Raw genomic sequence first — 20303 nt, 5'->3', positions numbered from 1 at the left:
CGGGCGCGCGTCGGTCAGCGCCCCGCGATCCGGTCGGCCATGTACTTCGCGCCCGCGGACGACGTGAACCCGCCGTCGACGGGGATCTCCGCGCCGGAGAGGTAGGACGTCGCATCCGACAGGAGGAGTGCGACGACCTGGGCCACCTCGTCCGCGTCGCCGGTGCGCTCGAGGGGCGTCAGCGCGAGCTGCGCCGTGCGCATCGCCGCGGGTGCGCCCGCCGTCATCGGCGTCTCGATGAATCCCGGGTGCACGAGGTTGACACGGATGCCGCGCGGCCCGAGCTCGGTCGCCGCGACGTGCGTCAGCCCGCGCAGCCCCCACTTCGACGTTGTGTACGCGACGGGGTAGTGGGCGTTGAGCGCCGCCGACGACCCGATGTTGACGATGGACGATCCGGTGGCCATGAGCGGAGCGAGCGCCTGCATACCGAGCATCGGCCCCGTGAGGTTGACGGCGAGCACACGATCCCAGTCCGCCCGGTCGACGGCGCCGAGCCGGGCCCGGTGCGTGATGCCCGCATTGTTGACGAGCCCGCGCAGGGGCTCGTCGCCGAGTTCGTCCGCCAGCGCGGAAGCCAGCGCGGCCCAGGCGTGCTCGTCCGACACGTCGAGGCTCCGGTACTCGATGCCGTCGAGGTCGGCGGATGCGGCATCCGTCACGTCCGTCGCGATGACGCGCGCACCGCACGCCGCGAGCAGCCGCGCCTCGGCGGCGCCCTGGCCAGCCGCCGCTCCCGTGACGACCACCGTGCGCCCCTCGAGTCCGGGATAGGAGTTGCTCATGGATCGACGCTATCCGCGGCACCGCGTCGCGGGAACGGCGGATCCGTGATGCGCGATATCAGTCCTCGGCCGGCCGGAGCGCCCTGCTCGTGAAGTAGCCCACCGCGCCGTCCGCGTCCTCGATGCCGAAGACCCAGGCGCCGGACGGCGTCGCGCGAACGTCGATGACGGTGCCGCGCGAGCGCGGCGTCCGCACGTCGTCTCCGGGCTTGAAAGAAGTCTCGCTCATGTACGGGACGATACGGATGCCCCGGCCCTCGCGCCTCCCCCGCGAGGAGGAGATCGGCGTCAGCGTCCCGCGAGGGAGTGGAACGCACCCGGCGAGAGCGCGTGGTCGAGCGCGAGCATGCTCGCTCCGATGACGCCCGCCCTCCCGGCCGCGGCCGACTGCACGATCGCCAGGTGCCCCGTCGCGAGGGGCATGGAACGCGTGTACACGACCTCGCGCACGCCCGCGATCAGGTGCTCGCCGACGCGGGCCATCGAGCCGCCGAGCGCGATGACCGACGGGTTGAGCAGACTCACACACGCGGTGAGCACCTCGCCGATGTCGCGGCCGGCCTGGCGCACCGCCTGGACCGCCTCGACACTGCCGCGCTTGACGAGTGCGACGACGTCGTCGCCGTTCTCGGCCTCGACGCCCTGGGCGCGCAGCGCGCGGGCGATCGCGGGCCCCGAGGCGAGGGCTTCGAGGCATCCGGTGTTTCCGCAGTGACACGGCACACCCGCACCCCGCGCGATCTGCACGTGCCCGATGTCGCCGGCGACGCCCTGCGCCCCGCGCAGGAGCATGCCGCCCGAGATGACGCCCGCGCCGATGCCGGTCGCCACCTTCACGAAGACGAGGTCCTCGGTCGTGGGCCACGCCGTCGCGCGCTCGCCGAGCGCCATGATGTTGACGTCGTTGTCGACGAGCACGGGCACCTCGAGGTGCTGCCGCACCCACCCCGGGACGTCGAACCGGTCCCACCCGGGCATGATCGGCGGATTCACGGGCTGCCCGGTCGAATGCTCCACGGGCCCGGGCACGCCGATCCCGATCGCGACGAGCTCGCGCCGGTCGCGCTGCGTCTGCTCGAGGAGCATCGCGGCGGTGTCGAGCATCCAGGTCAGCACGTGCTCCGGGCCGAGCGTCACCGCGACCGGCTCGGTGTGCTCGGCGAGGATCGTGCCGGCGAGGTCGGCGACCGCCACTGTCGCGTGCGACGCCCCGATGTCGGCCGCGAGCACGATCCGCGCGCTCGGCTTGAGCGCGAACCGCGACGGCGGCCGTCCGCCCGTGGAGGTCGATTCGGCGAGGGGCGCGATGAGGCCCATGCGCATGAGCTCGTCGACCCGCGCCGCGATCGTCGAGCGGGCGAGACCGGTGGCGTGTGCGAGCTCCGCCCGAGTCCGTGGCTCTCCGTCCCGCAGGAGTTGGAAGAGCTCGCTCGCACCCGTCCCGCCGGTTGCGGATGGGGAGGTGATGGAGACCACAGTTCAGTCAATCATGCGAGGGTAGGCGTCAGAACTCACCGGGTCTTCTGCCGAAGCGGGTGTTCGGGTCACCGTGCTTCGGCAGAAGTCTGGGGAGCTTAGGTCGATCGCGCGCCCGCCGGCTTCGCGAACCGCTGCTGCAGCAGCACCGCGATGACGATGATGACGCCCTTCGCGACCGCCTGCACCGACGACGACAGGTTGTTCTGGATGAACACGTTGCTGAGCGTCGCGAAGACCAGCACGCCGAGGACGGTGCCGGTGATCGTGCCGCGACCGCCGACGAGGAGCGTGCCGCCCACGACGACGGCGGCGATGGCGTCCAGTTCGTAGAGCTGGCCATGGGTCGAGGTTCCTGCGGTCGTGCGGCCGAGGATCATGACCGCGGCGATGCCGGCCGTGAGCCCCGCGAGCGCGTACAGCCACACGGTGTGCCGCTTGACGTTGATGCCCGCCAGGCGTGCCGCCTCGCGGTTGCCGCCGATGGCGACCGTGCGGCGTCCGAACGTCGTGCGGTTGAGGAGGATCCAGCCGGCGACCGACACGAGGATGAAGATCCAGATCAGCACGTCGATGCCGAGGAAGTCCTCGTTGAAGAAGGTGATGAACCCGCGCTCGCGGATGACGAGCGTGCGCCTCTCGGCGATGATCTCGGCCAGGCCGCGCGCCGCGACGAGCATCGCGAGGGTCGCCATGAACGCGACGACCTTGCCGTACGCGATGACGACGCCGTTGATGATGCCGGCCGCGAGTCCCACGGCGAGCGCCACGACGACCATGAGCACCCAGTGCGTCTGGTCGACCGCGTTCTGCATGACGTCGATCGTCGCGACGACCGACGCGAGGCCCATCACCGCGCCGACCGACAGGTCGATGCCGCCCGAGATGATCACGAACGTCATGCCGATGCTGATGACGCCGATGATCGAGGCCTGTCGCAGGATCACGAGCATGTTGTTGAGGCTCATGAACGTGTCGGCGGCCGTGATCGCACCGACGGCCACGATGAGCAGCAGTGCGACGATGAGGCCGAGGTTGCGCCCGAACGAGCCGCTGAAGATGCGCCGGATGCCGGAGCGACCGGTCTTCTCGGACGGGGGCTGCGTCGGCGGCGCGGACTGTGCGTCGATGACGGCGCCGGGGTTGGTGGAGTCGCTCACGCGGCGGTTCCTTTCATGACGAGGTCGAGCACTCCGTGCTCGTCGATGTCGGAGGCGGGCACGGTCGTCAGCACGCGACCGTCGGCGATCACGAGGACGGTGTCGGCGAGGCCGAGGACCTCCTCGATCTCGCTCGAGACGATGACGACGGCGTTGCCCGCCGCGGCCAGGCGCCTGATGAGCGCGTAGATCTCGGTGCGGGCGCCGACGTCGACGCCGCGCGTCGGCTCGTCGAGCAGCAGCACGCGGGTGCCGTGCACGAGCCAGCGGGCCAGGAGGATCTTCTGCTGGTTGCCGCCCGACAGGGTCGCGGCGGGCCGATCGGGATCCGCGGGTCGCAGATCGAGCGCTTCGGCCTGCTCGCGTGCCGTGGCACGCTCGCTGCGCTCGTCGAGGAATCCGGCCTTCGCGAACCGCTCGAATGACGAGAGCGTGACATTGACGAACACGGGCTCGTCGAGCACGAGCCCCTGGCTCTTGCGCTCCTCGGGCGACAGCCCGACTCCGGCCCGCACGGCGTCGGGCACCGAGCCGCGCTTGAGCTCGGTGCCCGCCACCCTGACGGCTCCCGCCGTCGCGCGGCGCGCGCCGAACACCGTCTCGAGGATCTCGGAGCGCCCCGACCCGACGAGGCCCGCGAGCCCGATGATCTCTCCGGCGCGCGCGGCGAACGACACATCCTCGAACACGCCCGCCAGCCCGAGCCCCTCGACCTCGAGCACGAGCGGCGCATCGGGGGGGACCGGCACCGCGGGTGGAAAGACGTTCTCCACCGCGCGACCGGTCATGAGGCGGATCAGATCGCTCGTGGGCGTGTCCTTGACCGAGAGGCCGCTCGCCATGCTGCGGCCGTCCTTGAGCACGGTGATGCGGTCGCCGATCTGGCGGATCTCCTCGAGCCGGTGGGTGATGTAGACCACCGCGATGCCCTCGGCGGTGAGCTCGCGCACCACGTTGAAGAGGTTCTTGACCTCCTCGGTGTCGAGCACCGCCGACGGCTCGTCCATGATGATCAGCTTGATGTCGTGGGACAGCGCGCGCGCCATGCTCACGATCTGCTGGTTCGCCGCGCTGAGCTGCCCGACCTCGGTGTTCGGTGAGAGCGACGCGTGACCGAGGCGGCGCAGCAGCTCGCGCGCCCGGCGCGTCGCCTCACCGCGCCGCGTGAGTCCGCCGCGCTCGATCTCGTGCCCGAGGAAGATGTTCTCGGCGACGGTGAGCCCCTCGACGACGTCGAGCTCCTGGTACATCGTGGCGATGCCGAGCGAGAGCGCCGCCTGGGGGTCGGGGATCGCGACCTCGTCGCCGAGCCACACGATGGTGCCGTCGTCGGGCTGGTGGACACCGGCGAGCATCTTGATGAGGGTGGACTTGCCCGCGCCGTTCTGGCCGAGGATGCAGTGCACCTCGCCCGCACGCACCTCCAGATCGACGCCGCGCAGCGCGTGCACGCCGGCGAAGCGCTTGGTGGCTCCGCGTACCTCGAGGAGTGTCGGCGGCGCATCGGATATTGACGAAGAGTGGTCGTCTTTGATCACGACGAGACCATAACACGCCCGCGGTCGGCGGATCGAGAGCCGATTCATTGGTGTGCGAACCGATGCGACACGCGCGTCCGGCCGGACAGATGCCCGGAATCACGCGCCACGCGCGCTTTTGCCGAACATCCGACAAAAGGTGTTGCGCGGTCGGTCAGTTCTGCTACGGTGGCCCAGGTCAGCGTGGACAGCTTGAGTGTGGGCCCCCGAGCCCATGGCCACGCCGGGCGATCTGCATCACATTCAAGGAGGAACAGAATGCGTCCCAAGCGCACTATCGGGCTGCGCGCGCTCGTCGCGGGCGCCGCCGCTCTCACTACGATCGGCCTGCTCGCTGGCTGCACCGCCGGCGGCGGCGACGACGACGTCGTCGATCAGGGCACCACGAGCGACGAGAACCAGGCGACCGGCGAGACGGTCGTCATCGGCTTCTCCGGCCCCGCTGCCGACCACGGCTGGCTCGGCGCCATCAACTCGGGCGCACAGGCCGCAGCCGAGAGCTTCGACGACGTCGAGCTCCGCGTCGCCGAAGGCACGAACGACGCGAACGCGCAGATCGCGGCGGTCGAGACCTTCATCAACGAGGGCGTCGACGCGATCGTGCTGCTGCCGACCGACGGCGCAGCCCTCACCGAGGTCGCGATCGAGGCGATGCAGGCGGGCATCCCGGTCATCAACGTCGACCGCGAGTTCTCGAGCCCGTTCGCCGCGCGCTCGACGATCCTCGGTGACAACTACGGCATGGGTGTGAGCGCCGGCACCTACATCTGCGAGCAGCTCGGCGGCGAGGGCTTCGTGGCCGAGATCGCAGGCATCGACTCGCTTCCGCTCACGCAGGACCGCTCGCGCGGCTTCGCCGACGCGCTGTCGGACTGCGGCCTCGAGGTGAACGCCCGCGTCGCCGCGGACTTCACCGTTGCGGGCGGCGAGGCGGCGGCGTCCCAGTTGCTGGCCGCCAACCCGCAGATCGATGCGATCTGGAACCACGACGACGACCAGGGCGTCGGTGTGCTCGCGGCCATCGAGGCCGCCGGTCGCGACGAGTTCTTCATGATGGGCGGCGCGGGCAGCCGCAACGCGATGGAGGCCATCGAGGCCGACGACACCGTCTTGAAGGCGACGGTCATCTACCCGTCGACGCAGGCCGCCGACGGCATCGCGCTGGCCCGCCTCATCGCTCAGAGCAAGACGATGAGCGACCTGATCACGCCGAGCGTGCCCAACCGCATCGTGCTCGACGCACCGGTGGTCACGAAAGACAACGTCGACGAGTTCATCGACCTCTCGTTCGCATCCTGACACCGCCGCGGGGCGCCCGTCCTCAGGGCGGGCGCCCCGCGCGCACATCCACGACGTCTGACGAGGGAAAGGACCCCGCGTGACTGCTGAGCACCGCGACCCCGAGGCATCCGGTCTCCGGGTCGCCATGATCGGACACGGCTTCATGGGAGCCGCCCACTCCGTCGGATGGCGGCAGGCGCCCGCCGTGTTCGACCTCCCCGTGCGGCCGCACATGGCGGTGGTCGTGGGCCGCAACGCCGAGGCGACGGCCGCGGCGGCCGAGAAGTGGGGCTGGGACGAGGCCGCGAACGACTGGCGTGAAGTCGTCGCCCGCGACGACATCGACATCGTCGATATCGTGACGCCGGGTGATTCGCACGCCCAGATCGCGATCGCGGCGTTGGAGGCGGGCAAGCACGTGCTGTGCGAGAAGCCGCTCGCGAACACGGTGGCCGAGGCGGAGGCGATGACGGATGCCGCGACCGCCGCCGCGGCCGAGGGCGTGCGGGCGATGGTGGGCTTCACGTACCGCCGCGTTCCGGCCGTGACCTTCATGCGCGACCTCATCGCGGCCGGCAAAGTGGGCCGCGTGCAGCAGGTGCGCGCCGCCTACCGGCAGGACTGGCTGGTCGACCCGCAGATGCCGCTCGCGTGGCGCCTGCAGAAGGAGCGCGCGGGTTCGGGTGCGTTGGGCGATATCGGTGCGCACATCATCGACATGACCCAGTTCGTGACCGGGCTGTCGATCGACCGGGTCTCGGGCGTGCTCGACACGATCGTGAAGGAGCGCCCGCTGCTCGGTTCGGGTTCCGGGTTGTCCGGCACCGCCGCCGAGGGCTATGGCGAGGTCACGGTCGACGACGTCGCCGTCTTCACCGGACGGCTCGAGAGCGGCGCGCTCGCGTCGTTCGAGGCGACGCGGTTCGCGACCGGCCGGAAGAACGGGCTCACGATCGAGGTCTCCGGCGACCAGGGCGCCCTCGCCTTCGAGCTGGAAGACCTCAACACGCTGCAGTTCTACGACCGGACCGCGCCAGGTGAGGTACAGGGCTTCACGCGGATCCTGGTCACCGAGCCGCAGCATCCGTATGTGTCGGCGTGGTGGCCGGCCGGGCACATGCTCGGGTACGAGCACGGCTTCGTGCACCAGGTGAAGGACCTGGTCGAGGGCATCGTCGCGGGTGAGGATCCGCACCCGACTTTCGCGGAGGGGCTCGCCGTGCAGCGGGTGCTGGCCGCGGTGGAGGAGAGTTCGCAGAATGGTTCGGCGTGGGTCGGCACCGGTGCCGGCACGTCGGAGGAGGAGGAGCAGTAATGGCACGACCGATCACCCTGTTCACCGGCCAGTGGGCCGACCTGCCGTTCGAGGAGGTGGCACGGCTCGCGGGCGAGTGGGGTTACGACGGCCTCGAGATCGCGTGCTGGGGCGACCACCTCGACGTGTCGCGATGGGACGACGCCGACTACGTGCAGTCGCGCCTCGACATCCTCGAGCGCAACGGTCTGAAGGTCTGGACGATCTCGAACCACCTCGCAGGCCAAGCGGTGTGCGACGACCCGATCGACGAGCGCCACCGCGACATCCTGAACGACCGGGTGTGGGGCGACGGCGACCCCGAAGGGGTGCGGCAGCGCGCCGCCGAGGAGCTCAAGATGACCGCGCGGTTCGCCGCGAAGCTCGGCGTGAAGACCGTCGTCGGCTTCTCCGGGTCGTCGATCTGGAAGGCGGTGGCGATGTTCCCACCTGCATCCGACGAGTTCATCGCCGCCGGGTACAAGGACTTCGCCGACCGGTTCGGGCCGATCCTGGACGTGTTCGAAGAGGTCGGGGTCCGGTTCGCGTTGGAGGTGCATCCTTCGGAGATCGCATACGACTACTGGACGGCCAAGGCCACCCTCGACGCGATCGGGCACCGCAAGAGCTTCGGGTTCAACTTCGACCCGTCGCATTTCATGTGGCAGCAGCTGGACCCGATCGCGTTCGTGCTGGACTACGCGGAGCACATCTTCCATGTGCACGTGAAGGAGTCGATCACGAACCTGGACGGCCGCAACGGGGTGCTCGGCTCGCACCTGCCGTGGGCGAACCCGCGTCGCGGCTGGACCTTCGTCAGCACGGCGCACGGTGAGGTCCCGTGGGAACCCCTGTTCCGCGCCCTCAACGCGATCGGCTACACCGGGCCGACGAGTGTGGAGTGGGAGGACGCCGGCATGGACCGGCTGCAGGGCGCGCCCGAGGCGCTTGGGTTCGTGCAGGACCTCAACGCGATCACGCCGCCCGCGGCGGCGTTCGACGCGGCGTTCTCGACGAAGGCGGAGTAGGGCCGGGAGAGGCGTGCGGCGCCGGGGTTGTTCTCGTGGCCTCGGCGCCGCGGCACCTTCACATCACGGATGCCGCCGCCGCGGCATCCGTCACGTCGCGTGCTCTCAGCGCACGCCCTTCATGAGCGCCAGCACCGGCTTCACCGCGAGGAGCAGGCCGATTCCCACGACGATCGCGATCGCGCCGAGGATCGAGAAGTACGGGACCTCGTCATCGGGGTTGTAGAACTGCGCGAGCCACCCCGAGATCGCGGTGCCGAGCGACACCGACAGGAAGAACAGCGCCACCATCTGCGTGTGGAAGGCTCCCGGCGCGAGCTTCGTGGCGACCGACAGGCCCACGGGCGAGAGCAGCAGCTCGGCAACCGTGAACACGAAGATGATGCCGATCATCGCGATGAGCGGCGTCGTGTTCGGGCCGCCGCCGGCGAACGGCAGGAACAGCAGGAACGCGATGCCCATGATGATCACACCCAGGCCGAACTTGACGGGAGTCGAGGGCTGGCGTGTGCCGAGCTTGGTCCAGATCGCGGCGAACACGCCCGACAGGATGATGATGAAGACCGGGTTGATCGACTGCACCCAGTCGGGCGGCATCTGCCAGCCGAAGATGTTCAGGTCGAGCCTCTGCTCGGCGTAGATCGGCACGACGGTGAACTGCTGCTGGTAGAGCGACCAGAACGCGACGCTCGTGATGAACAGCGGGATGAATCCGAACACGCGTGAGCGCTCGGTCGAGTCGATGCGCCGGCTCGACAGGATGACGGCGAAGTAGGCGATCGTCGCACCGACGACCGTGACGATGATGACGACCGAGAGGTTATCGGGGCGGATGACTCCGGTGAGCACGAGCACGACGATCACCGCGACGGCGGCGAGGCCGATGCCCGCGAAGATCCAGCGCCCGCGGATCGGGAGCGGGTTCGGCACGACGCGCGACTCGGCGGGCAGCTGCTTGCGGCCGAACGAGTACTGGATGAGGCCGAGCGCCATGCCGACGGCCGCAGCCCCGAAGGCCCAGTGGAACCCCAGGTTCGTGCGCAGGAAGCCCGTCACGAGCGGGCCGAAGAACGCGCCGATGTTGATGCCGAGGTAGAAGATAGAGAAGCCGGCGTCGCGCCGCGGGTCGGCCGGGCCGTACAGCGTTCCGACGACCGACGTCGCGTTCGCCTTGAGGCCGCCCGACCCGATCGCCACGAGGATGAGGCCGATCGTCACCCCGGCGTACCCCGGGATGAGCGCGAGCCCGAGGTGCCCGCACATGATCACGATCGCGCTGTAGAAGAGGACGCGCTCGGATCCGAGCAGCCGGTCCGCGACCCACGCGCCGAGGATCGTCGCGAGGTAGACCGACCCGCCGTACGCGCCGATGATGCTCACGGCCGTGGACTCGGGCATCCCGAGCCCGCCCTCTGACGTCGAGAAGTAGAGGTAGTAGACCATGACGATCTGCATGCCGTAGAAGCTGAACCGCTCCCACATCTCGACGCCGAAGACGTGCGCGAGCGCCCACGGCTGGCCGAAGAACCGCGTGTCGCGGTCGCTTTCCGCTGGTGCCGGGGTGGTCGTCGTCATGAACGCGAGGCTAGACCCCCGTGGGCGGAGTGCGACAGTGGGTGCGTGACAGCGCGCGTCGGGCGCGCTCAGTCCGGCAGGGACGGATGCCGCTCCTCGGGCGCCCTGCGAGAGGGGATGAACAGCGCGATCCCGAGTGCGACGATCGCACCGACTCCGCCGAGCAGGAACGCGACGTCGAACGCGGTCGGCGTCGGCAGCTGCACCCCGCCCTGCTCGATCGAGAAGGTGGCGAGCACGGCGCCGACGACCGCGGCGGCGCTGCTCGTGCCGACCGACCGGAAGAGCGCGTTCAGACCGTTCGACGCGCCTGTCTCGGACTGCGGCACGGACCGCATGATGAGCATCGGCATCGCGGCGAAGCCGAACCCGATGCCCACGCCGATGAGGAGGTTGGCGACGAGCAGCTGCCACACGTCGGTGCGGAAGAAGTAGGTGAAGCTGTAGGCCATGACGAGCGCCGCCGCGCCGATGAGCAGAAGGACGCGCGGCCCGACGCGGTGGGAGAGCCGCCCGGCGACGGGCGAGAGCACCATCATGACCAGGCCCGACGGCATCACGACGAGGCTCGCGGCCAGGAGCGACAGCCCGAACCCTCCGACAGCCGTGGGCAGCTCGAGAAGCTGCGGGTAGACGACGTTCGACGCGAACAGAGAGAACCCCATCGCGACCGACGCGAGGTTCGTGAGCAGCACAGGCCGGCGTGCGGCCACGCGCAGGTCGAGGAGCGGGTCGTCGACGCGCAGCTCGTACCAGCCCCACACGAGCAGCACCGCGATGCCGCCGAGCCCGCAGGCGAGTGTCGCGGGCGAGGTCCAGCCCCATTCGTTGCCGCGCGAGATGGCCAGCAGAATGCCGATGAGACCGATCGCGAGCCCCGCGACGCCCACGAAGTCGATGCGACCGCCCGACCGCAGCACGCTGACGGGGACGATCCACACGACGAGGCCGATCTGGATGACGCCGAGGATCGCCGACAGCCAGAAGATCATGTGCCAGTCGCTGACCTCGGTGACGACCGCGCTGATCGGGAGGCCGAGCGCTCCGCCGACGCCGAGGGTCGCGCTGATGAGGGCGATCGCGGAGTCGACGCGGTCCTCATGCAGGACGTCGCGCAGGATCGAGATCCCCAGCGGCACGACACCCGTGACCGCACCCTGCAGTGCGCGCCCGATGATGACCCCCACGATGTGCGGGGAGAGCGCGGCGATGATCGAGCCGATCACGAGCGTCACGAGGAGGGCGATGACGATGCGGCGTTTGCCGTACATGTCGCCGAGTCGTCCCGAGATCGGCGTGCACACGGCCGCAGCCAAGAGCGTCGCCGTGACGACCCACGCCGTGTCTTCGCGGCTCGCGTTCAGCAGCTCGGGAAGCTTCGACTGGATCGGCACGACGAGCGTGAACATGAACGACGAGCTCAGGCCCGCGATCGCGAGCACCGCGACGATGGCGCCCTGCGGTGGCATCCGGGTGAGGCGTCTGCGCGCCGCGTCACCCATACCCATCGATTCAGGCTATCTGCGGATGCGGCATCCGAGCCGCGCCGCGGGCGCATCGGCCTCCCGCCGAGTGGGGCCGGACGGTCGCCGACACCCGGCTTCGAGGAAGCGTCGGCGACAGTCCGTCCGGGAAAGCGCCCGGAACCGCGGGCCACGCTATCAGCGCGGTTCCGCGGGCGCCACCCCGAATCCGTGCGCTCTCGCTCAGCGGTCGCGGTCCGGGCCAGACTGGGGACATGGCCGACGACGACGAGATCGTGATCCGCCCCCTGAACACCCTCGACGAGGTCTTCGCCGCGTCGGAGGTGTTCGACGCGGTGTGGCGCGGCGACCGCTCCGGCATGCCGCCGAACCTCCTGCGCGCGCTCGCGCACTCGGGCAACTACGTGGTCGGCCTGTTCGCGGGCGACGAGATGGTCGGGGCATCCGCCGCTTTCTTCGCCGAGCCGGCCGTGCGCTCGATGCACTCGCACATCACCGGTGTGCTTCCCGAGCACCAGAGCCAGGGTCTCGGCCGGCGCCTCAAGCAGCACCAGCGGGAGTGGGCGCTCGAACGTGGCGTGGGGCACATCACGTGGACGTTCGATCCACTCGTCGCCCGCAACGCGCACTTCAACCTGCGGGTGCTCGGCGCGCGTGTGACGGAGTACCTCGTGAACCAGTACGGCGCGATGGACGACGGCGTCAATCGCGGCGACCAGACCGACAGGCTCATGGTCTCGTGGGCGCTCGCGGCGCCGCCGTGGCCGATGCCCCCCGATGAGAAGGTCCGCGCGTCGGTCGAGGTCCCGACCGACATCTCGGCGATCCGGCGCGAGAACCCCGCGGAGGCCACCGCGTGGCGGCTCCGTGTGCGGCGGCGGTTCCTCGAACTGCTCGAGCAGGGGCTCGTGATCGGCGGGTTCGACGACCGGGGATACCTCTTCGTGGAGGCGTCCGGCTAGGCGTCCTCCGGCTCCTCCATCGGGTTGCCCGGGCGCACGTCCGCGTCGTCGCGGATGTCGATGCGCGTGACGCCGTCGCGGTGCGTCACGTCGATGCGGGGTGCCGCGTCCTCCTCGGTCGCGCTCGGCGCGGACGTGAGCTGGTCGTGGCGTTTCGCCTCGTCGCTCATGCCCGTGGCGTCGGTCGTGCCGGTGTCGTCAGTGTGCATGGCTCGACGGTACGATCGCCGGCGCGGCGAGGCGATGGGCTTGCGACGCGTGCGGCGCTCGGGTAGCGGTCGCCGGAATCCTGCCGCAGGCGCTCGGCGGCCTGCCAATCCGGCGGGAGACGGTGGGAGAGCGGATGCAGCAGCCGTATGCTCGCGGGCATGGCCACGGCACCCTCCTTCCGCGCGCACTTCGACTTCTTCATCCGCTTCGCGAACGGCGGCGACCTCGCGGGCACCGGCTTCCGGCTCGACCTGCCGTCGGCGGACGCCGGCGAAGACGAGATCGCACGCCTGCTCGTGCAGCACCTCGGGCTCGCGCTCGTCGACGAGGTCGAGCTGCGCGGCCTCCGCATCGTGGAGGAGCCGCATCGCGGATCGCGCGGCATCGCGTCGGTCGGCGGAGGAGCGGACGCACCGGATGCCGCGACCCGCGTCATCGACCTGAGCCACCCCATCCGCGCGGGACTCGTCACATACCCCGGTCTCCCCGCGCCGACGATCACGCCGCACCTCACGCGCGAGGACTCGCGTGCCCGGTACGCACCCGGCACCGAGTTCGCGATGGACATCATCACGCTGGTCGGCAACACCGGCACGTACCTCGACTCGCCGTACCACCGCTACGCCGGCGGGACCGACCTCGCGGGACTCGACCTGTCGACGCTCGTCGGGCTGCGCGCCGAGGTCTTCCATCTCGAGGACGCCTGGACGCCCGAGCGGCGCGGCATACGTGCTGAGACGCTCGCCGACCGCGACGTGCGCGGTGCGGCGGTGCTGCTGCACACCGGATGGGACCGCTGGTTCGGGCAGCCGGAGTACGGGGAGGGCGCCCCGTTCCTTACGGGCGAGGGCGCGCAGGGGCTGATCGACGCGGGCGCGGCGCTCGTCGGCATCGACTCGCTCAACATCGACGACACCGAGTCGGGCGGCGAGCGGCCGGCGCACTCCCTGCTGCTGGCGGCGGGCGTGCACGTCGTCGAGCACCTCACGAACCTCGCGGAGCTGCCTCCGTCGGGAGCGCTGTTCACGGCCGCGCCGCCCGCGGTGGAGGGATTCGGCACGTTCCCGGTGCGCGCCTTCGCGCAGGTGGCGGATGCCCCGTGAACGGCGACTGGACCCCGCACAGACGCGACGACCGCGAGCTCATCGGGTGGATCCGGCCCGAGGGGGAGGGCTGGGTCGCCGTCGACGTGCTGGGGCGCGAGGCATCCGGACCCCTCGACTGGCTCGACGCCGAAGCGGCGCTCGAAGAGGTCGGACTGCGGTTCCTCGCCGATGTGTGGATGCTCGAGCGCGACGGCGACCCGCCGCTGCGCGTGCGCATCGTCGAGGTGACGCCTCCACGGCCGGGGGAGGGGGGTCGCGTCGTCGTGCAGACCGACGACTTCGGCGCGATCGACGCGCCCGTCGAGAGGTTCGAGCTCGCGTGGCCCGCGCCGGACTCGCTTCGCCCGATGCGGCCCGGCGAGGGCGGTTCGCCGTGGTGCTGATGCACGGCTGTATCTGACGGCGGGAGTGCTGCTCCTTCGAGGCGAGACCGGTTCACCGGATCGCCATCGGAAGGAGGCCGCCATGAACGTGCAGGTCGAGACGAATAGAGTCGCCCGATCGGTGCAGCGCTGGCGCGAACGTCGCGCGCGGCGGCACCTCGGACCGCGGCGGTGCCGTTCGACCTTCCGTCCCGTGACCGAGACCGTGTCGCTGCACACTGCGTGACACCGATCCGCGTGGAGCACGCGTCGGATGCGGCGACTACCCTGTGCGCATGCGCACCCTGTCGACCGGCCGTCTGCGGCTCCTCGGTGCGGCGCTCGTCGCGGTAGTCGTGCTCGCCGTGGCGGGCTGCTCGGCGGACGCCGGCACGGATGCCGGCGGTGCGGCACTGCCCGACGGAGTCGAGGTCGAGGTCGTCCAGCTGCGCGCCGACGTCTCGACGCGGACGGCGCAGGTGGCGGTGCACAACGGCTCCGACGAGACGCTCGTCATCGGCGAGGTGCGCGTGAGCGACCGGCGGTTCGCGAGCGACGCTGTGCGCGACACCGAGCGCGAGAGCCGCGTCGCGGCGGGCATGACGGTGAACGTGCGCGTGGAGCTTCCCGAGGTCGCCTGCCCCGCGCCCGACGACGCCGAGCCGCGCGTGACGCTCGCGTTCACGCGCGAGGACGCCACGACGGGGGAGGCGACGGTGCCCGCATCCGACCCGCTCGGGTTCATCGCACCGCTCAACGAGCGCGAGTGCCGTGCTCGAGAAGTGGCGGATGCGGCGGCCATCGCCTTCGAACGGTTCACGCCGTCCCCTCCCGGCCAGCCCGCGCGACTCGACCTCGCGATCGAGCCGGCAGGGGGCAGCGGACTCTCCATCGAGGGCGTGCAGGAGACGAACCTCCTCTCGTTCGGCACGGCCACGGTGGACGGCGCTTACCCCGTCGGGCTCGACGTCTCCACGGGCGGGGCCGACCGGACGGTCATCTCCCTGCCGATCGTGCCGTTCCGCTGTGACCCGCACGCCGTGCAGGAGGACAAGCGGGGCACGATCTTCGACGTGCGCGTCGTGCTCAACGGCGAGCCGGGCGAGATCGAGGTGTTCGTCGGCGAGGACATGCGCGGCAAGATCCTGTCGTGGGTCGCGGACTGGTGCGGTTTCGGGCCGGGCGCCTGAGCCGGGGACCCCTATCGTTGTCCGCATGAGCACCCCCACGCCTTCTCCACACGGCGCTGGCGCCCCGCGCGGAGCCTCCGGGCGTGTGGGCCCAGTCGCTCCCGAAGACCCCGCAGCAGCCGCACGCGGCATCTCGCGCCGCACCCAGTCCGAGATCTACCGCGCCGGCATCAGCGGCACGCGCCCCGCAGTCCCCGTCGATCCGTTCGCGCTCGAGCGCGCGGCCCGCAAGGCGTCGAGCGCCGAGGCGTTCGCCTACATCGTCGGAGGTGCCGGAGCCGAGCGCACCGTTGCCGCGAACCGCGCCGCCTTCGAACGGTGGCAGGTGTGGCCGCGGCCGCTGCGCGACGTGTCGAGCCGCGACCTTTCCATCGAGTTCCTCGGCAAGCGACGCGCCACGCCGCTCCTGCTCGCGCCGCTCGGCGTCATGGAGCTCGTCGACGGCGACGCCGACCTCGCGGTGGCGCGGGCCGCGGCATCCGTGGGTGTTCCCTACGCGCTCAGCAACCAGGCGTCCTTCCCGATGGAGGCGGTGGCGGATGCCGCACCATCCGGCTCCCGCCTGTTCCAGCTCTACTGGTCGTCGTCCGACGAGCTCAACGCGTCGCTCCTGCGGCGGGCCGAGGCATCCGGGTGCGAGGCGATCGTCGTGACCCTCGACACGCACCTGCTCGGCTGGCGCACGCGCGACCTCGATCTCGCGTACCTGCCGTTCACGCGCGGCCTGGGGATCGCGCAGTACACGAGCGACCCGGTCTTCCAGGAGCTCGTGCGCGAGCGCACGCGCGGTGCCTCGGCGCCCGGCGCGGCGGAGGCCGCGGGCGGGTCGGAGACGAACGCCACGACCCCCGCCCGCGCGGTCGAGACGAACCCGCCCGTGAGGCTCACGCCGAAGGCCGTCGCGGCCGGGGTGCGCATCGCGCGCAAGGGCTCGGCGCTCACGGGTTCGAAGAGCCTGCGTCAGAACCTGCGATCGCCGCTGCCACGGGCGGCGGTCGAGATGTTCCTCGAGGTGTTCTCGACGCCCGCGCTCACGTGGGACGACCTCGCGAAGGCGCGCGAGTGGACGAGCCTGCCGATCCTCCTCAAGGGCATCGTCCACCCCGACGACGCGACCCGCGCGCTCGACGCAGGCGTCGACGGGATCTGGATCTCGAACCACGGCGGCCGCCAGATCGACCAGTCCGTGCCGACCCTCGCCGCGCTGCCCGAGATCGAGCGGCGGGTCGGCGGGCGACTGCCGATCGTGTTCGACTCGGGGGTGCGCGGCGGCGCCGATGTCGCGATCGCCCTCGCGCTGGGTGCGACGGCGGTCGCGATCGGCCGGCCTTACGCGTACGGGCTCGCGATCGCGGGCGAGAACGGCGTGCGCGAGGTCGTGCGCAACATCCTCGCCGAGCTCGACATCACGATGGGGCTCGCGGGCGTCACGAGCATCGCGGAGCTCGACCGCGGGGTGCTGCGGGAGGCGTGAGTCCCGGGGCGAGGCATCCGGTCACCCCGCGGAAATCGGGGGGATGTCCCCCGCGCGTGACGTCGTCGCGTGCCCCTACGCTGAGAGCATGACCATCCCTCCGTCCCCTCAGCCCCCGGCGTACGGCTACTCGGCGCCGCCCCCTTCGATGTCGCCCGCGGACGAGAAGCTCTGGGGCACGCTCGTGCACCTCGGCGGACTCTTCTTCGGCTTCCTGGCGCCGCTCGTCGGCTACCTGATCCTGAAGGACCGCGGACCCTTCGTGCGCGCGCACACGGCGACCGCGCTGAACTTCCAGCTCACGCTGCTCATCGCGTACGTCGTCGGCGCGGTGCTCTCGATCGTCTTCATCGGCTTCCTCATCCTGTTCGCCGCGTACATCCTGAACATCGTCCTGTGCATCGTCGCGGCCGTGAAGTCCAACGGCGGTCAGTGGTACACGTATCCGGCGTCCATCCCCTTCGTGAAGTGACCGCCTGACGTCTCGCGTCCGCCTGGCTCCGGTCGTGCGTGCGGGCGGCGGGGCGTGCGGCATCCGCTCGGTAGAATCGACGGATGCCGCGGCACTCGCCGCCCGCACTCTCGCACAACTCTTCCGACCATTGGAGCCACCGTGGCCGAGCCCTCCCGCCTCGACAAAGTCATCTCGCTCGCCCGCCATCGTGGGTTCGTGTTCCAAGCGGGTGAGATCTACGGCGGATCCCGGTCGGCGTGGGACTACGGCCCCCTCGGCACCGAGCTGAAGGAGAACATCCGCCGCCAGTGGTGGCAGACCTTCGTGCGCGGCCGCGGCGACATGGTCGGCCTCGACTCGTCGATCATCCTGCCGAAGCGCGTGTGGGAGGCATCCGGCCACGTCGCGACCTTCACCGACCCGCTCGTGGAGTGCCTGCACTGCCACAAGCGCTTCCGCGCCGACAACCTGCTCGAGGACTTCGAGGCGCGCAAGGGCCGCAAGGCCGAGCACGGTCTGGCGGATGTCCCGTGCCCGAACTGCGGCACGAAGGGTCAGTACACCGACCCGAAGCCCTTCTCGGGCCTCGTCAAGACGTACCTCGGCGTCGTCGACGACGAGTCGGGCCTGTACTACCTCCGCCCCGAGACCGCACAGGGCATCTTCGTGAACTTCTCGAACGTCGTGACGGCGTCGCGAAAGAAGCCTCCGTTCGGCGTCGGCCAGGTCGGCAAGGCGTTCCGCAACGAGATCACGCCCGGGAACTTCATCTTCCGCACGCGCGAGTTCGAGCAGATGGAGATCGAGTACTTCACTCCTCCCGCCGAGGCGCCGGAGTGGTTCGACCACTGGGTCGAGGAGTGCTGGAACTGGTTCGTCGACCTCGGCATCGACCCCGCCAACATGCGCCGGTTCGACGTCCCTGAAGACGAGCGCGCGCACTACTCCGACGCCACGATCGACCTCGAGTACCGCTTCGGGTTCCCGGGCAAGGAGTGGGGCGAGCTCATGGGCGTCGCCAACCGCACCGATTTCGACCTGACCTCGCACAGCGAGGCATCCGGTCATTCGCTCTCGTTCTTCGACCAGGCCTCGGGCGAGAAGTACATCCCGTACGTGATCGAGCCCTCGTTCGGCCTCACGCGCGCGATGATGGCGTTCCTCGTCGACGCGTACCACGAGGAGCAGGCGCCCAACGCGAAGGGCGGCTTCGACACCCGCACGGTGCTCAAGCTCGACCCGCGCCTGTCGCCGGTCAAGATCGCCGTGCTGCCGCTGTCGCGCAACGAGCAGCTCTCGCCGATCGCGCGCGAGACCGCCGCCACGCTGCGCGGCCGCTGGGTCGTGGACTTCGACGATGCCGGCGCGATCGGCCGGCGCTACCGCCGCCAGGACGAGATCGGAACGCCGTTCTGCGTCACGGTCGACTTCGACTCGCTCGACGACCGTGCCGTCACGGTGCGCGACCGCGACACGATGGCGCAGGAGCGGGTGCCGCTCGACGCGCTCGAGGGCTACCTCGCGGAGCGCCTGCGCGGCGCCTGACGCGTCGCGGGGTCGCGGGCAGGCCTTCCGCGCGCGCATGGTCCGGGCATCCGTCGTTCTCGCATCGATGTCTGCGCGCGTCAGCGGCGCGTGAGCTGACCGTGCTCCTGCGCTTCGGTCGTGTCGAGTTCCCGTCCGAGGGCGAACGCCTGGATCGCGAGAACGGCGGCACCGCGGCACCAGTCGGTGCTATCGCCCGGCATGAGGGCGATGGGGATCTCACGGGTCCGCGGATCGCGGTCGGCCCGCATGCCCACCGCCGTCGCGTCGCGGGCGACCGTCGCGAGGCGCACGCCCTCTCCGCCGAGGATGATGGCCTGCGGCAGCGTGAGGTTGGCGACCGCGGCGAGCAGGCGTCCGAGTCCGCGGCCCGCGTCGTCGACGACGCGACGCGCCGCCGGATCCCCGCGCTCGGCCGCATCGAGTGCACCGTCGTAGTCGAGTTCGACGCCGAGGGCGGTCGACACCGCAGTCGTGATCGCCTCCTGCGTGAGCATGCTTCGGGCGCAGCCGCGGTGCCCCGCGGGGCAGAGGGGGCCGAGCGGGTCGAGGGGCCAATGCCCGACAAGGCCGATGCCGTAGTCCCCGTCGAGGACGATCCCTCCATTGGCGACGAGCCCGTAGCCCACTCCGGCACCGAGGGTGATGACCGCGAAGCGGTCGAGGCCGCGGCCCGCGCCGAACCAATGCTCGCACTCCGTGAGCGCGACGAGATCGTTGTCGACGATCGTCCGGGTGCCGGTACGTTCCTCCACGCGCGCCTGGAGCGGCACGTCCTGCCACTCGAGGAAGGGTGAGCTGACGACCACCCCGCCATCGCCGACGAGGCCGCCGACACCGACTCCGATCGCCGTGATGGTGCCATGCGCACCCGCGAGCTGCTCGACGAGTCGGGCGATCGCCTCGACGACCGACGAGGGGTCTCGCGCAGGCAGCCCGACTCGTGCCGTGTCGACGACGTCGGCGCGCAGGTCGGTGACGACGCCGAGCACCTCGTCGGCCGTGAGCTTGAGCCCGATGAATGTGCGGGAGTCCGCGACGACGTCGAGCAGGCGGGACGGGCGGCCCGCACCCGTGGAGGCGCGCTCGCCGATCTCACGGAGCAATCCGGCCTCGACAAGCTCGGTTGCCAGCCGCGTGAGTGATCCGGAGGAGAGGTTGAGGCGCCGCGCGATGTCGCTGCGTGACAGCGGCCCGTGCCGCAGCACTTCGAGCGCGACGGCGTGCAGAGTCCCACGGTCGGGAACCCAAGAACTGGAGAGAACCGGATCAGTTAGTTTCATCGCGTAGATAATCTAGCGCCATCTTCGCCGCAGTTCGATGGTTGACAGCCTAATTTCCTTTGCGGTAGAAGTAATTCGTGCAAGCCGACGTCAATC

The 20303-nt window shown here is 70.5% G+C and carries 19 protein-coding genes; 10 read left to right on the top strand and 9 right to left on the bottom strand.

The genetic code is table 11. From position 1 onward, the window contains the following. Positions 1 to 14 precede the first annotated feature (14 nt). The 5 genes from BJ991_RS01200 to BJ991_RS01180 form a co-directional block, all read right to left on the bottom strand. Positions 15 to 785 (bottom strand): SDR family NAD(P)-dependent oxidoreductase, encoded by a 771-nt coding sequence (locus BJ991_RS01200; RefSeq protein ID WP_179486742.1) that lies wholly within the window; start codon positions 783 to 785, stop codon positions 15 to 17. A 58-nt stretch (positions 786 to 843) separates the two neighbouring features. Then, positions 844 to 1014: a hypothetical protein gene (locus BJ991_RS01195; protein WP_179486740.1), complete on the bottom strand. Its 171-nt coding sequence runs from the start codon at positions 1012 to 1014 to the stop codon at positions 844 to 846. A 59-nt stretch (positions 1015 to 1073) separates the two neighbouring features. Further along, positions 1074 to 2261 (bottom strand): ROK family transcriptional regulator, encoded by a 1188-nt coding sequence (locus BJ991_RS01190; protein ID WP_343048585.1) that lies wholly within the window; start codon positions 2259 to 2261, stop codon positions 1074 to 1076. Between the two features lie 98 nt (positions 2262 to 2359). Next, a complete protein-coding gene (locus BJ991_RS01185; RefSeq protein ID WP_179486738.1) occupies positions 2360 to 3421 on the bottom strand; it encodes an ABC transporter permease in 1062 nt (353 codons plus the stop codon). Next, positions 3418 to 4872: a sugar ABC transporter ATP-binding protein gene (locus tag BJ991_RS01180; protein WP_425487543.1), complete on the bottom strand. Its 1455-nt coding sequence runs from the start codon at positions 4870 to 4872 to the stop codon at positions 3418 to 3420. The genes BJ991_RS01185 and BJ991_RS01180 overlap by 4 nt, the downstream gene beginning before the upstream one ends. A gap of 345 nt (positions 4873 to 5217) precedes the next feature. On the opposite strand from BJ991_RS01180, the gene BJ991_RS01175 reads away from it, so the two are divergent. From BJ991_RS01175 to BJ991_RS01165, 3 genes are all read left to right on the top strand, one after another. After that, entirely contained in the window at positions 5218 to 6258 is a 1041-nt protein-coding gene (locus BJ991_RS01175; protein WP_179486734.1) for a substrate-binding domain-containing protein, read from the top strand. 127 nt (positions 6259 to 6385) lie between these two features. Next, positions 6386 to 7555, top strand: coding sequence for a Gfo/Idh/MocA family protein (locus tag BJ991_RS01170; protein ID WP_179492365.1), 1170 nt, complete (start codon positions 6386 to 6388; stop codon positions 7553 to 7555). Next, positions 7555 to 8562: a sugar phosphate isomerase/epimerase family protein gene (locus BJ991_RS01165; RefSeq protein WP_179486732.1), complete on the top strand. Its 1008-nt coding sequence runs from the start codon at positions 7555 to 7557 to the stop codon at positions 8560 to 8562. Before BJ991_RS01170 ends, BJ991_RS01165 begins: the two co-directional genes overlap by 1 nt. Positions 8563 to 8667: 105 nt before the next feature. Here BJ991_RS01165 and BJ991_RS01160 read toward each other — a convergent pair whose 3' ends face one another. Together BJ991_RS01160 and BJ991_RS01155 are read right to left on the bottom strand one after the other, a co-directional pair. Then, positions 8668 to 10137: a peptide MFS transporter gene (locus tag BJ991_RS01160; protein WP_179486730.1), complete on the bottom strand. Its 1470-nt coding sequence runs from the start codon at positions 10135 to 10137 to the stop codon at positions 8668 to 8670. Positions 10138 to 10205: 68 nt separating this feature from the next. Continuing rightward, positions 10206 to 11606 carry an MFS transporter gene (locus BJ991_RS01155; RefSeq protein WP_179492362.1) on the bottom strand — a complete coding sequence of 467 codons (1401 nt, stop codon included), beginning with the start codon at positions 11604 to 11606 and terminating at the stop codon, positions 10206 to 10208. 269 nt (positions 11607 to 11875) lie between these two features. Between BJ991_RS01155 and BJ991_RS01150 the strand changes: the two genes are divergently transcribed. Beyond that, positions 11876 to 12583 carry a GNAT family N-acetyltransferase gene (locus BJ991_RS01150; protein ID WP_179486728.1) on the top strand — a complete coding sequence of 236 codons (708 nt, stop codon included), beginning with the start codon at positions 11876 to 11878 and terminating at the stop codon, positions 12581 to 12583. Here BJ991_RS01150 and BJ991_RS01145 read toward each other — a convergent pair. After that, positions 12580 to 12792 (bottom strand): hypothetical protein, encoded by a 213-nt coding sequence (locus tag BJ991_RS01145; RefSeq protein ID WP_179486427.1) that lies wholly within the window; start codon positions 12790 to 12792, stop codon positions 12580 to 12582. The two genes, BJ991_RS01150 and BJ991_RS01145, sit on opposite strands and share 4 nt — an antisense overlap. A 159-nt stretch (positions 12793 to 12951) precedes the next feature. Between BJ991_RS01145 and BJ991_RS01140 the strand changes: the two genes are divergently transcribed. The 6 genes from BJ991_RS01140 to BJ991_RS01115 all read left to right on the top strand — a co-directional run bounded on the left by BJ991_RS01140 (position 12952) and on the right by BJ991_RS01115 (position 18924). Then, positions 12952 to 13896 (top strand): cyclase family protein, encoded by a 945-nt coding sequence (locus BJ991_RS01140; protein ID WP_179486726.1) that lies wholly within the window; start codon positions 12952 to 12954, stop codon positions 13894 to 13896. After that, positions 13893 to 14282, top strand: a complete 390-nt coding sequence (locus BJ991_RS01135) for a hypothetical protein (protein WP_179486724.1) — start codon at positions 13893 to 13895, stop codon at positions 14280 to 14282. Before BJ991_RS01140 ends, BJ991_RS01135 begins: the two co-directional genes overlap by 4 nt. 275 nt (positions 14283 to 14557) lie before the next feature. After that, positions 14558 to 15451 carry a hypothetical protein gene (locus BJ991_RS01130; RefSeq protein ID WP_179486722.1) on the top strand — a complete coding sequence of 298 codons (894 nt, stop codon included), beginning with the start codon at positions 14558 to 14560 and terminating at the stop codon, positions 15449 to 15451. Between the two features lie 85 nt (positions 15452 to 15536). Continuing rightward, positions 15537 to 16925, top strand: coding sequence for an alpha-hydroxy-acid oxidizing protein (locus tag BJ991_RS01125; protein ID WP_343048584.1), 1389 nt, complete (start codon positions 15537 to 15539; stop codon positions 16923 to 16925). Positions 16926 to 17013: 88 nt separating this feature from the next. After that, positions 17014 to 17397, top strand: a complete 384-nt coding sequence (locus BJ991_RS01120) for a DUF4870 domain-containing protein (protein ID WP_246300997.1) — start codon at positions 17014 to 17016, stop codon at positions 17395 to 17397. 141 nt (positions 17398 to 17538) lie between these two features. Further along, positions 17539 to 18924 (top strand): glycine--tRNA ligase, encoded by a 1386-nt coding sequence (locus tag BJ991_RS01115; RefSeq protein ID WP_179486718.1) that lies wholly within the window; start codon positions 17539 to 17541, stop codon positions 18922 to 18924. Positions 18925 to 19004: 80 nt separating this feature from the next. On the opposite strand, the gene BJ991_RS01110 is transcribed toward BJ991_RS01115, so the two are convergent. Further along, positions 19005 to 20207 carry an ROK family transcriptional regulator gene (locus BJ991_RS01110; RefSeq protein WP_179486716.1) on the bottom strand — a complete coding sequence of 401 codons (1203 nt, stop codon included), beginning with the start codon at positions 20205 to 20207 and terminating at the stop codon, positions 19005 to 19007. Positions 20208 to 20303: the final 96 nt, after the last annotated feature.

Source organism: Microbacterium immunditiarum (assembly GCF_013409785.1).
GTDB lineage: Bacteria > Actinomycetota > Actinomycetes > Actinomycetales > Microbacteriaceae > Microbacterium > Microbacterium immunditiarum.
The sequence above is the reverse complement of the archived record's forward strand: the minus strand, read 5'-3'. Positions and strand labels throughout refer to the sequence as shown.